Raw genomic sequence first — 12522 nt, 5'->3', positions numbered from 1 at the left:
GCGTCGATGAATGAACGGACTCCCCCCCTCTCCCTCCATGGCGTGGCTGCGTTGCCGCAACTGGGCGTGATTCGTGCCGAAGGCGAAGACGCCGCGCGCTTTCTGCACGGCCAGCTGACGCAGGATTTCCTGCTGCTCGGGCCCGATGAGGCGCGCTTGGCGGCGTTTTGCTCGCCCAAGGGCCGCATGCTGGCGAGCTTCATCGGCATCAAGCCCACGCCGCAAGAAATCCTGCTGGTCTGTCAGGCCGACGTGCTGCAGACCACGCTCAAGCGACTGTCGATGTTCGTGCTGCGCGCCAAGGTGCGCCTGAGCGATGCCAGCCCCGCCTACGAACTGCGCGGCCTGCTTGGGAATGCTCTTTCTTCGATAGCAGAAGAAGACCGAAAGACGCTGGCGTGCAAGGATTTTGGCTCGGGAAAACTGGTTTTTCTGCATCCAGCGCCCAGCCTATCCCGCGCGCTCTGGATCGCCCCGCGCGGCACGCCCGCGCCCGCCGGGGCGGAACTCGACCCCGTCCTCTGGCAATGGGCCGAGGTCCAAAGCGGTGTGGCCTGGGTCAGCGCAGCGATTTCCGACCAGTTCGTGCCGCAGATGCTCAATTACGAGTCGGTTGGCGGCGTGAACTTCAAGAAGGGCTGCTATCCGGGCCAAGAGGTGGTTGCGCGCAGCCAGTTCCGGGGCGTGCTCAAACGCCGGGGCTATCTCGTGCACGGGGAAGTCGAGCTTCGCGCGGGCCAGGAGGTGTTCCGCGCGGCCGACCCCGAGCAGCCCTGCGGGCTGGTGGCGCAAGCAGCCCCCTCGCCTTTCGGCGGCTTTGATGCCATCGCCTCGTTGCAGATCAGCGCGGCCGAGGCCGCCGACCTGCACCTGGGCGCCGCGGATGGACCGGCATTGTCGCTGCGTCCCCTGCCCTACGCGCTCTTGGCCGACGTCTGATCGCCACTGAGCCTAAATCCGGCAGTTGACCGCTTCTCGCGAAAATCAAGGTGTTGATTTTTCAACAATTTTCGGTGCGCAGGCCCTTCACCGCTTGGGTGAGCGCTGCGCGCCCGTTCGAGCCGCCTTCGGGCCCGGGGGCAGCGTTGCAAATCCTCGCCATGGCGCCCGCCATGGCTGTGGTTTGCGCCTTGCCCGCGCGCCCGATGACGGCCCGCACGGGCGCGCCCAACTGCCGGATTTAGGCTGAGCCGACGCGCGGAGGCGGCGCCGCGCTCACAGCCGGCTGCGATACGGCTCCGGAATGCGGTCGCGCACCGCGCCTTTTTGCTCAGGAAGCGCCGCCGCCAGCGCAGCACGGTACGCGGCCAGTGCCTTGGCCTCGTCATGCACGCTGTTGTCGGCGGCCCAGATGTCGCCGCTCTTGAGGAAGCCGTCGATCGCATATTGGGGCCAGCGCTGGGTGCGCAGTTCGAGCGCGCGCAGCGCCAGCGGCCAGTCCTTCGCGCGGCCGCCGAGCACATAGGCGCCGTTGAGCAAATCGAAGTCGTACCGGCCCTGCTCCACCAGGCGTTTGGCAAGGGAGTAGGCCTCGACTTCGCGGCCGCTGCGGCTGAGCAGAATCACTTCGAGTGAGTCGAGCGAGGGCGCCTCCGGCTGAATATCGCGCGCGCGCATGAGCAACACCACGGCCTTGTCGATCTGCCCCATCTGCGCATAGCCACGCGCCACGTTGGCCAGCAGCGCCACCACATAGGGCCGCGAGGCCAGAACCGACTCCCACACCCAGGTGGCGTTGGCCCAGTCGCCCCAGCGCGCCATTTCGTCGGCGGCCATGGGAGTGATTTTGCGGTAGTGCGGGTTGATGGCGATGCCTTCGCGCAGGCTTTGCAGCATTTCGCGCTTGAGGCCATCCCAGCGGGGGTCGTTGTACGCGCCGGATTGGCTGATGGTGAGCGCGATCTTGACCGCGTACACGATCTTGCGCTCGGCTTCGGCCGCCTGCTGGCTGATGTAGGCCGCCAGCGCCAACGCGAGCCCCAGCGCCGCGAGCGCCAAACGCGAGCGCACCGGACTCCACGGCAGCGCGCGGGCCCCGAGGCGCGCCAGCGAGCCCCCATCGCCCGCAGCGAACCCGCGTGCGTCCGTCGCCGCCAGCAGGCCCAGCGCCAGCGCGAACCAGGCGCCGGTGCTTGCCAGCCGCCACGGAAAGCCGGCGTTGCTGACGATCAGGAACATCCCGAGCCCGAGCAGCGTGAACGCACGCAAGACGCCGTCCCCCGTCGCGTCCTGCCCATGCGGGGCGTCGCTGGCCGCACGGTCCGGCAGCGCCCGGCTCCAGGTCCTCCATGCGGCCGTCGCGAGCCAGCCCAGCAGAGCGAGCAGGAACAACAGGCCGACCAGCCCATATTCCGCGAGCAGTTGCAGCAGCTCATTGTGGGCGTAGTAGTCGGTTTCGAGTTGTGAGCCGCGCGGCAGGTAGCGCGGAATCTCCACCTCCCAGGCACCCGCGCCCACGCCGGTGAGCGGGTGCGCGAGCGCCATGCGCGTCGTGGCCTTCCACATGCCCCAGCGCATCGAGAACGAGCGCTGCGTGTATTCCTCGGCCTCGGTCATCGAGCGCGAGCGTGCCAGCGCCCGCTCGATGGCGGTGACACCCCGATGCTCGACGCGGTTCTCCTCCAAGAGTTTGGGGTTGCCCGTAGGAATGAAGCCCAGCACCAGAACCACCCCGAGCACCACGCCCGCCGCTTGCCCCAGCTCGCGCCCACGCCAGCCCGAAGCCGCGAGCGCCGCCTGATACCGCCACAGCGCGAGCGGCAGCGCCACAGCAGCGAACACGAGTGCCAGCAAGGCCGAGCGTGTGCCGGTCATCAGCACGGCCACCAGCGTCAAGCCCGTACTCGCAGCCCACAGCCAGCGCCGTGCGCCCGCGGGTGTGCGCAGCATCAGCAGCGCCGAGAACGGCAGCGTGCAGACCGCAAACTCGGCGAAGAAATTTCGGTTCACGAAGGTGGACGCGGGGTTCGGCCCCTGCGGGAACCCACTGAAGTCGACCCAGAACTGCAGCGCCGCCCAGACCGAGGCCACCACCGCGCCCGCGTGCACGCCGAGCAGCAAGCGGTCCACCCGCGGCCCATCGGCCAGTTGCAGCGTCAGCCACAGGAGCAGTGCGAGGATGGCCCAACGGATCGCCTCGACCCCCGCCAAATACGTGTGCGACCAGGCCATGCTGCCCAGCGCCCAGCCCATCAGGGCGAGCGGCAGCCACACCGCGCCGTGCCAGCGCAGCGGCTCCGTGCGCGAGCGCTGCGCCCAAAAAAACAGGGTCGCGGCGATCAGCGTGCCCCAGGCCACGATCATGGATTTGAGCGTGTCTTGCAGCATTTCCTCGCTGGGCACCCCCAGCGCCGGCGCGAGCACCAGCGTGAGGGCCATCACCACGGTGGCGCCGCCGTCGTCGGGCAGCGGCGATCCGTGACGCGCTGCGCGAGCCGGGGCTGCGCTGGCACCAAGCGGCGCGGCCTGATTCGGCAGATCGACAGCGGCGGCGCTCGCGCGCTTCGGTGCAAGAGTCGCGTTGCTCGTTGGGGCCCCGTGGGCTTGCTTTCGGGCCATCGGTACGCTCGGGGAAGCCGCTCAGGCCTGGGCGGGGGGACGGGGCATGGCCATTTCGATGTGCTCGATGCCGACCTCTTCGAAGGCCGCACCGCGCGGCACGAAGCCCAACCGGCGGTAGAAAGCCTCAGCGCTGCGCTGCGCGTGCAGGATCACCTCCTGGTCGCCGCGGGCCCAGGCCGCGTCGAGCAGTGCGCGCAGCACGCGCGCGCCCAATCCGCTGCCCCGCATGGCGCGGATCACCGCCATGCGGCCGATGCGCCCGACCCCAGTGGCGTGCTGCAGCAAGCGGCCCGTGGCCAGCGGCTGCTCGAGCCGGTTGAACACCACCGCATGCACCGCGGTGGCGTCGTCCACATCCCACTCGTCTTCGGCGCGGATGCCTTGCTCCGCCACGAACACCTCGGTGCGCACCGCCGACGCTGCGGCGCCCAGCGTGCTCCACGCACCGGTGGCCACGCGCACGACGGGCTTGCCGGCTTCAAAGTCGGCCAGCAGGTTGCGCAAGGCATCGGGCACGCGCCGCGCGGTCTGCGTGGCAGGGTCGGCGAAGACATAGATCAGTTCGCCACCGACGAGGAACTGCTCGCCGCGGAACACCCCGCCCGTGAACACCAAAGACGAATGGCCGACGCGCGCGCAACGCAGTCCGATCTCGAGGGTGTCGTCGGCACGGGCGCTGGCGTGGTATTCGACGCTGGCCTTACGCACATACAGGTCACCGCCCAGGGCCTGCATCGCCGCCTCATACGGCAGGCCGAGCGCGCGCCAGTAGTCGGCGATGGCCGTGTCGAAATACATCAGGTAGTGCGCATTGAAGACGATTTTCTGCATGTCCACCTCGGCCCAGCGCACGCGCAGCCGGGTCAGGCAGCGAAAGTCGGAGCGCTTCATCGACGACCTCCCGCCCAAAGACGTGCGGACACCGGCGTTACACAGGTGACGCCCGTGACGCCTTGAACATGGCAGCATGGACGCATCAGAGCGAACCCCACAGGAGACACAGACATGGCCCTCATCCATTACGTGACGCAGATCCAATTCGAGGATGGCGCATTGGCCCTGCTGCCGCAGGAGTGCGCGCGCGTTGGCATCCGCCGCCCGCTGATTGTGACCGACGCCGGGGTGCGCGCCGCGGGCCTGCTCGATCGCGCGCTCGCCGCTCTGCCCGGCGTGGCGCATGCGGTCTATGACGGCACACCATCCAACCCCACCGAGGCAGCAGTGCGCCAGGCGGTGGCCGTCTATCGTGAGGCTGCTTGCGACGGCTTGATCGCGCTCGGCGGCGGCTCGGCCATCGACTGCGCCAAGGGGGTGGCGATTGCGGCGACGCATCCGGGGCCGCTCAAAACCTACGCCACCATCGAGGGCGGCTCGCCCAAGATCACCGAGCGGGTCGCGCCCGTGATCGCGGTGCCCACCACCGCCGGCACCGGCAGCGAAGTGGCGCGCGGCGCCATCGTCATCGTGGACGACGGGCGCAAGCTCGGGTTTCATTCCTGGCATCTGGTGCCCAAGGCCGCCATTCTCGACCCCGAGCTCACGCTGGGCCTGCCGCCGCGCCTGACCGCCGCGACCGGGATGGACGCCATTGCGCACTGCATGGAAACCTTCATGGCGCCTGCGTTCAATCCGCCGGCCGACGGCATCGCGCTCGATGGCTTGGCGCGCGGCTGGGCCCACATCGAGCGCGCCACGCGTGACGGCCAAGACCGCGAGGCCCGGCTGCAGATGATGAGCGCGTCCATGCAGGGGGCGCTCGCGTTTCAAAAGGGGCTCGGTTGCGTGCATAGCTTGAGCCACAGCCTCGGTGGCCTCGACCCACGGCTGCACCATGGCACGCTCAACGCAGTGTTCCTGCCCGCGGTGATCCGCTTCAACGCCGAGGCGGAATCGATCCGTCGCGAGCGCCGGCTCGAGCGGATGGCGCAGGCGATGGGCCTGCCCGCCCGCGCCGACCTGGCCGACGCGGTGCGGGCGCTCAACCAAGGCCTGGGCTTGCCCAGCGGCCTGGCCGAACTGGGGGTGCGCGAATCGCACTTCGACGCCATCATCGCCGGGGCCCTCGCCGACCACTGCCACAAAACCAACCCGCGCCTGGCGAGCGCCGAGGACTATCGACGGATGTTGCTGGAGAGTTTGTGAGTGCTGCGGGCGACGCCGCGCGCTGGGTTTGCTTGAACCTCAAAGCGCCTCGACCCGCCGCAGGTCCGGCCGCTCCAGCCAGGCGGCCCATTCGTCGGCGAGTTGGCGGGCAGCCGCAGAGGCGGCGCTCCAGGCCTGCACGCGGGCGGCCAGGTCGGGCCCGTAGCGGGTGAAGTCGGTACGGTCGGGTAGTTTCCCGTTGGGCAGACGGCGGACCCATTCGGGGTCGGGCGCGAGCACGACGGTGGTGTCGAGGAACGAACTCGATCCGTGCCGCCATTTCAGCGCTTTGTCGAGCCAGCCCGGCACGACCTGCTTTTGAAAATGCGGGTAGAGCACCAGGCCCGCGCCGGGCCCAGGCTGCGGGCACGAGGCGTAATCCAGGTGCAGGTGGTAGTCGGTGATGCCGCCGTCCCAATACGCCCCAGGCGGTGCGCCGGGGATGTCGTGCACCGCCTGCAACACGAAGGGAATCGAGCAACTGGCCTGCAGCGCGGGCATGAAATTCTGTTCGGTGAGCGGCAAGGCCCGGGTGCGGAAGTCCCGCGTGGCAAACGGCAGGGCGTGGGGCGTGGTGGAAAACACCACCCGTTCGAGCCAGGCCCCCAGCGCACGCCGCTGCGCCACGTTGCTCGCAAAAGCGCCCAGGTAACCCAGCGGCGTGAACAGCCCGTGCTCGCGCCGCAGCACATGGCGCCCGCGCGAGGTGAGGATGTGCAGCCGGTATCGCGGGTGACCGAGCACTTCGCCGACCCGGCCGCCATAAAACAGTTCGAGGTTACGGGCAAAGGTCTCGCTGACCTGCCGGGCGCTTGGGCGCTTCTGCCCCGGCGGCAGCTCGTAGTGCTGACGGATGTAGTCATGCTCGAGCCGTTCGAACGCGGCGACCGCGTCGTCCAGACAGGCGGTGGCCATGCGCCACGCGCCGATGGAGGCGCCCACGAGATGCACCGGCTGCGTGCTGCGCGTCAGCCACTCGCCAAACAAAAAGCGATCGAGCGGCCCAAGGATCAGCCCCTTGGGTCCGCCCGCAGCCGCCGGAATGACGCCCACGTCCTGCGGCGCGAGGCCGTTTTGCTCGAGATGCCGCCGGGCAACGGGTCCGGCATAAATGCGCAGTGCGGAGGTGGCCATGAGGGCAGTTTTGGACGATTTTGGCAGATTGCCGGCGTCTTTCGGTCGATTGGCGCTACGGTTTTTGGAGTGTCAGCGGTGGGCGCCGGTCTGGCGCAATCGCGCGAACGCACTGGCCATCGCGGTGCTCGTCGAGACCGGCTCGCCGCGTGCGGCGCGTGCACCGGCGCGGCCGGCAGGCTCGTAGCGGTTTTCGCGCGCGGCGTCGCGCCGGGCCGGTGCCGTGTCAAGCTTCATCGTCAGGCTGATGCGCCCCCGGGCAGTGTCGACCTCGAGTACCTTGACCTTGACGATGTCGCCGGTCTTGACCACCTCGCGCGCGTCGCTGACGAACCTGTGACTGAGCTGGCTCACATGCACCAACCCGTCCTGATGCACGCCCAGATCCACGAACGCACCGAAGGCCGCGACGTTGCTGACCGTCCCCTCCAGGATCATGCCGGGCTGGAGGTCTTGCAGCGCTTCAACCCCCTCGTTGAAGCGCGCCACCTTGAAGTCGGGGCGAGGGTCGCGGCCGGGCTTTTCGAGTTCACCCAGGATGTCACGGACCGTGATCGGGCCAAAGCGTTCGTCCGCAAAACGCTCGGGCTTGAGGCTTTTGAGGAGTTCGGCTCGCCCCATGAGCGCATCGACGGGCTGCCCGGTCGCGGCAATGATTTTTTCGACGACCGGGTAGGTTTCGGGGTGCACGCCGGTCATGTCGAGCGGGTTGTCGCCGCCTCGGATGCGCAAGAAGCCGGCGCTTTGCTCGAAGGTCTTGGGGCCGAGGCCGCTGACCTCGAGCAACTGCCGCCGGTTGCGAAACGCGCCATGCGCTTCGCGCCAGCGCACCACGGCGCGCGCCACGCCCGGCGTGAGGCCCGAGACCCGCGCCAGCAGCGGCACGCTGGCGGTGTTGAGGTCCACCCCGACATGATTCACGCAGTCTTCCACCACGGCGTCGAGCGTGCGGGCCAGCGCGCTTTGGTTCACGTCATGCTGGTATTGGCCCACGCCGATGCTCTTGGGGTCGATCTTCACCAGCTCGGCCAGCGGGTCCTGCAGCCGCCGCGCGATGCTCACCGCGCCACGCAGGCTCACATCGACGTCGGGCAACTCCTGGCTGGCGTATTCGCTGGCCGAATAGACCGACGCGCCTGCCTCGCTGACGACTATCTTTTTCAGAGCAGAAGGTGACCATTCTGCGCCGGCATCGGCGGTTTTTTGCAAGAATTTGAGCACGTCGGCGGCCAGCCGGTCGGTCTCGCGGCTGGCGGTGCCGTTGCCGATGGCGATCAGAGCCACCCGATGCTTTTCGCACAAACGGGCGAGCGTGTGGAGGGCGCCGTCCCAGTCCTTGCGAGGCTCGTGCGGATAGACCGTAGCGGTGTCGACGAGCTTGCCGGTGGCATCGACCACCGCCACTTTCACGCCCGTGCGGATGCCCGGATCGAGCCCCATGACCGGCTTCGGGCCGGCGGGCGCGGCCAGCAACAGATCCCGCAGGTTGTCGGCAAACACCTTGATCGCGACTTTCTCCGCCTCCTCGCGCAGGCGGGTGAGCAGGTCGCGCTCGATCGAAAGGCTGAGCTTGACCCGCCAGGTCCAGGCGATGCATTTGCGAATCAACGCGTCGCCGGGTCGCCCCTGGTGGCTCCAGCCCAAATGCTGGGCGATACGGCCCTCGGCGACGCTCGGCTGGCCGGGCTCGGGCTCTACGGGCAACGCGAGTTTGACCTGCAACACCTCCTGGCTGCGCCCGCGGAGCACCGCGAGCGCCCGGTGCGAAGGCACCCGGCCGATCGGCTCCGCGTAGTCGAAATAGTCGCGGAACTTCGCGACTTCGGGCGCGTGCTCGTCCTTGCCTTCGACGCGCTGGCTGCGCAGCACACCCTCGGCCCACAGCCACTCGCGCAGGTTTTGCACCAGGCGGGCGTCCTCGGCCCAGCTTTCGGAGAGCAAATCCCGCACGCCATCGAGCACGGCCGCGACCGTCGAAAAGTCGGCACCTTCGACGCTGCCGGCCGGGCGCAGATAGGCCTGAGCCTCCGTCGTTGGGTCGAGGCTTGGGTCCGCGAACAGTCGCTGCGCCAGCGGCTCGAGGCCCGCTTCACGGGCGATCATGCCCTTGGTGCGGCGCTTCGGTTTGTAGGGCAAATAGAGGTCTTCGAGCTCCTGCTTGGTCGGCGCGGCTTCGATCGCAGCGCGCAGCGCCGGTGTGAGCCTGCCCTGCTCGTCGATGCTCTTGAGCACCGCGGCGCGGCGCTCCTCCAACTCGCGCAAATAGCCCAGACGCGCCTCGAGCTCGCGCAGCTGCACATCGTCGAGCCCTCCAGTGGCCTCCTTGCGGTAACGGGCGATGAACGGCACGGTCGCGCCGCCGTCGAGCAGGTCCACCGCCGCTTGTACCTGGCGAGCGGCCACGCGCAATTCCTCCGCAATCTGCGCGGTGATGCGTTGTTCGGTCTGCGCGGGCAAGCCACGCGCGCCGCTGGCCGCGGTCGCGGCCCCGGCGTTCGAAAATTCAGTCGTCATACAAACACGAGGAAATTCAGGTTCGAGAAAGGCCACGCCGGCCGAGCGTCGCCCGGCCGGGAAGGCGGCTTCCGCGCGGCCTCAGCCGCCGATACGCACCACGATGCGGCCGCGCACTTGCCCTGCCATGAGTGCATGCGCGCGCTCAATGGCAGCGGACAGCGGCACTTCCTCCGTCATGGCTTCGAGCAAAGCCGGGTCGAGGTCGCGGGCCAGCCGCGCCCAGGCGCGTTCGCGGCGCGCGAGCGGCGCCATCACCGAATCGATGCCCACCAGCGTCACACCACGCAAGATGAACGGCAACACCGTCGTCGGCAGGTCATTGCCCTGGGCCAGCCCACACGCCGCCACGACACCGCCATAGCGGGTCTGCGCCAGCGCATTGGCCAGCGTGTGCGAGCCCACCGCATCGACCACACCGGCCCACCGCTCCTTCTGAAACGGCTTGCCCGGCGCGGCGAGTTCAGCCCGGTCGATGACCGTAGCCGCGCCGAGCCGGTGCAGGTACGCGGCTTGCTGCATCTTGCCGGTGGCGGCGACCACGCGGTACCCCAGCCGACCGAGCAACGCGACGGCCACACTGCCCACACCGCCCGTAGCCCCAGTGACGAGCACCTCGCCGTCGCCTGGCTGAACGCCATGATCTTCGAGTGCCAGCACGCACAGCATCGCCGTGTAGCCCGCCGTGCCGATGGCCATGGCCTGCCGCGCGCTCAAGCCCTGCGGCAGACGCACCAACCACCCACCAGGCAAGCGCGCCTTTTCGGCCAGACACCCCCAATGCGTCTCGCCGACGCCCCAGCCGTTGTGAATGAAAGCGTCACCCGTCTTCCAATCGGGATGAGACGACTCCACCACCTCCCCGGCGCCATCGATGCCTGCCACCATCGGCCACTGCCGCACGACCGGCGCCCGGTTCGTGATGGCCAAGCCATCCTTGTAATTGAGCGTCGACCAATCGACACGCACGAGCACATCGTCAGGAGGAAGCAGCGCTTCGTCGAGGCTACGGATGCCGGCGCGAAAGCCGGCCTCGTCTTTTTCTAGGAGCAGGGCTTGGAACATGGTCTACAAAGCTGGGGGGTCAATCGCTCTGAGGCGGCGCGCTGTAAGGCGGCCACTGCGGGAATACGGGATTGTGCCGCGAAGCTTTCGGCGTGTCGAAAATTCCGTTCATCGGGGAGTTCATGAAGTCCGAAATTTTGAAAAACAAGGCCTTATAGCTCGATCTTCATTTGACTTCTGATGAAGCAAGCCGTAAGCTCGACCCGATGCGAATTTTGATCCTCAGCCTGCTGCTTTGTGGCAGCGCGGTGGTGGCAGAGCCTGTGCCCACGCCTAGCGCCACCCCAGACGCGCCCAGTGCGTCCACTTCCGCGCCTGCGCCGGGCCTTGTCGGCCGGGTCGGTGAACGACTGGTCAGCAGCCTGACGCAAGTCCGAACCAGCCTGGGCGACACCGCCTCGGGCCTGGTTGAAAACGCCATGGGCTTTCTGGGTGTCCCCTACCGGCGCGGCGGGAACTCGGCCGAGACCGGCTTCGACTGCAGTGGATTCGTCCGCAAAGTCTACGAACAAACCGTGGGCTTAGTGTTGCCCCATCGCGCGAGCGAACAGGCGCAGGTGACGCAAGTCATCGACCGCGAAGAACTCCAACCCGGCGATCTGGTTTTCTTCAACACCATGCGCCGTGCTTTCAGTCACGTCGGGATCTACTTGGGTGAAGGCAAATTCATCCACGCCCCACGCTCCGGCGCCAAGGTGCGGGTCGAGGATATGCGTGAGGCGTATTGGCGCACGCGATTCAACGGCGCGCGACGCGTCATCAGCACCCTCCGAGACGGCGAGAGCAGCCAGTAAGCCCGTCCAACACCGACTGGTTCTTGGGCCCCCGGTGCCTGGCTGCGAGCGGGCGTCGCATCCGCGCGAAGACGGGACCGATGCAAGCAAAGAAAAAGCCCGCATGAGCGGGCTTTCTTGTCGGGAAAACAGAATGGGTTGGTGGGTGATGCAGGGTTCGAACCTGCGACCCCTGCCGTGTGAAGGCAGTGCTCTACCACTGAGCTAATCACCCCTGCCCTGCCCGACGGATCAGGCAGCGCTGCGAAGCGTTGGATTATGCCACAGGATTTTCAGCGCACCCAAAGAGTGCGGCCACCGCTGGCCTTGTCCAGTTCGGCCAGCACCGCCTGGTGCGCCAGCCGTTCGGCCTCGTTGGGCTCGATCACCGGCAATTCGAATTGCCGCAGGTCGATGCTCACACGGGCCCCATCGGCGGCAAGCTCCTCTTCACCCTCGATCGGCAAGGCATCCTGGCCGCGGGTCAAACCGATGTAGACCTCGGCCAACAGTTCGGCATCGAGCAAGGCGCCGTGTAGCGTGCGGTGCGAGTTGTCTACGCCCAGACGGTCACAAAGCGCATCGAGGCTGTTGCGTTTACCTGGAAACTGCTGCTTGGCCAGCCGCAAGGTGTCGATCACACCAGCAATGTGCTGCTCCAGGGGCTCGCGGCCGAGCAACTCGAGCTCCTTGTTCAGGAAGCCCAGGTCGAAGTCGGCGTTGTGGATGATCAGCTCTGCCCCCCGCAGATAGTCGAGCACCGTGTCGACCACCTCGGCAAAGCGCGGTTTGTCGCGCAGAAATTCGTTGCTGATTCCATGCACCTTGAGCGCATCTTCGTGGCTGTCGCGCTCCGGGTTCAGGTACAGGTGCAGGTTGTTGCCTGTGAGTTTGCGGTTGACCAACTCGACGCAGCCGATTTCGATGATGCGGTCTCCGGCCGCGGCCGACAGGCCAGTGGTCTCGGTGTCGAGCACGATCTGGCGACTCATGTCGGCGCACCCTCTTTGGCGTGGTTGATCGAATACCGCGGAATCTCGATCACCAGGTCTTGCTGCGCCAGGATGGCCTGACAGGACAAGCGCGACTGGGGCTCCAGCCCCCAAGCGCGGTCGAGCATGTCGTCCTCGCACTCCTCGGTGGGATTGAGGCTGTCGTACCCCTTGCGCACGATGACATGGCAGGTGGTACAGGCGCAGCTCATCTCACAGGCGTGTTCGATCGGAATGCCGTTGTCGAGCAGCGCCTCGCAGATCGACGTGCCCGCAGGGGCCGAGACGGTCGCCCCCTGGGGACAATATTCCGGGTGGGGAAGGATTTGGATCACAGGCAT

At 67.5% G+C, this 12522-nt stretch carries 11 protein-coding genes and 1 tRNA gene; 4 read left to right on the top strand and 8 right to left on the bottom strand.

Annotated elements, in window-relative coordinates; genetic code table 11:
• Nucleotides 1–6: 6 nt before the first annotated feature.
• Both ygfZ and EDC62_RS06430 read left to right on the top strand, forming a co-directional pair.
• A complete protein-coding gene (gene ygfZ, locus EDC62_RS06435; protein WP_124221754.1) occupies nt 7–939 on the top strand; it encodes a CAF17-like 4Fe-4S cluster assembly/insertion protein YgfZ in 933 nt (310 codons plus the stop codon).
• 50 nt (nt 940–989) lie between these two features.
• Complete coding sequence (locus EDC62_RS06430; RefSeq protein ID WP_124221751.1) at nt 990–1184, top strand: hypothetical protein; 195 nt, start codon at nt 990–992, stop codon at nt 1182–1184.
• 31 nt (nt 1185–1215) lie between these two features.
• On the opposite strand, the gene EDC62_RS06425 is transcribed toward EDC62_RS06430, so the two are convergent.
• Both EDC62_RS06425 and EDC62_RS06420 read right to left on the bottom strand, forming a co-directional pair.
• Nucleotides 1216–3558 carry an O-antigen ligase family protein gene (locus EDC62_RS06425; RefSeq protein WP_124221749.1) on the bottom strand — a complete coding sequence of 781 codons (2343 nt, stop codon included), beginning with the start codon at nt 3556–3558 and terminating at the stop codon, nt 1216–1218.
• A gap of 21 nt (nt 3559–3579) precedes the next feature.
• Nucleotides 3580–4452 carry a YbgC/FadM family acyl-CoA thioesterase gene (locus EDC62_RS06420; protein ID WP_124221747.1) on the bottom strand — a complete coding sequence of 291 codons (873 nt, stop codon included), beginning with the start codon at nt 4450–4452 and terminating at the stop codon, nt 3580–3582.
• A gap of 114 nt (nt 4453–4566) precedes the next feature.
• On the opposite strand from EDC62_RS06420, the gene EDC62_RS06415 reads away from it, so the two are divergent.
• Nucleotides 4567–5703 (top strand): iron-containing alcohol dehydrogenase, encoded by a 1137-nt coding sequence (locus tag EDC62_RS06415; RefSeq protein WP_124221745.1) that lies wholly within the window; start codon nt 4567–4569, stop codon nt 5701–5703.
• 39 nt (nt 5704–5742) lie between these two features.
• Here the strand turns inward: EDC62_RS06415 and EDC62_RS06410 are convergent, their stop codons facing one another.
• The 3 genes from EDC62_RS06410 to acuI form a co-directional block, all read right to left on the bottom strand.
• Complete coding sequence (locus EDC62_RS06410) at nt 5743–6837, bottom strand: patatin-like phospholipase family protein (RefSeq protein ID WP_124221743.1); 1095 nt, start codon at nt 6835–6837, stop codon at nt 5743–5745.
• Nucleotides 6838–6909: 72 nt separating this feature from the next.
• Nucleotides 6910–9351 (bottom strand): Tex family protein, encoded by a 2442-nt coding sequence (locus tag EDC62_RS06405; protein WP_124221741.1) that lies wholly within the window; start codon nt 9349–9351, stop codon nt 6910–6912.
• Nucleotides 9352–9432: 81 nt separating this feature from the next.
• Nucleotides 9433–10416 (bottom strand): acrylyl-CoA reductase (NADPH), encoded by a 984-nt coding sequence (gene acuI, locus EDC62_RS06400; protein WP_124221738.1) that lies wholly within the window; start codon nt 10414–10416, stop codon nt 9433–9435.
• 206 nt (nt 10417–10622) lie between these two features.
• Here acuI and EDC62_RS06395 point away from each other — a divergent pair, with 206 nt between their 5' ends.
• Nucleotides 10623–11210: a C40 family peptidase gene (locus EDC62_RS06395; RefSeq protein WP_124221735.1), complete on the top strand. Its 588-nt coding sequence runs from the start codon at nt 10623–10625 to the stop codon at nt 11208–11210.
• A 139-nt stretch (nt 11211–11349) separates the two neighbouring features.
• On the opposite strand, the gene EDC62_RS06390 is transcribed toward EDC62_RS06395, so the two are convergent.
• The 3 genes from EDC62_RS06390 to fdx form a co-directional block, all read right to left on the bottom strand.
• Nucleotides 11350–11424: transfer RNA gene (locus EDC62_RS06390), tRNA-Val, on the bottom strand.
• Between the two features lie 58 nt (nt 11425–11482).
• The gene (dnaQ, locus tag EDC62_RS06385; RefSeq protein WP_124221733.1) at nt 11483–12181 is read right to left on the bottom strand and encodes a DNA polymerase III subunit epsilon; all 699 of its coding nucleotides are present in this window, start codon (nt 12179–12181) and stop codon (nt 11483–11485) included.
• Nucleotides 12178–12522: an ISC system 2Fe-2S type ferredoxin gene (gene fdx, locus EDC62_RS06380; protein ID WP_124221730.1), complete on the bottom strand. Its 345-nt coding sequence runs from the start codon at nt 12520–12522 to the stop codon at nt 12178–12180. Before fdx ends, dnaQ begins: the two co-directional genes overlap by 4 nt.

Source organism: Tibeticola sediminis (genome assembly GCF_003843835.1).
GTDB classification, from domain to species: domain Bacteria; phylum Pseudomonadota; class Gammaproteobacteria; order Burkholderiales; family Burkholderiaceae_C; genus Tibeticola; species Tibeticola sediminis.
Note: the sequence above shows the minus strand (reverse complement) of the source record. Positions and strands in the feature narration are given on the sequence as shown.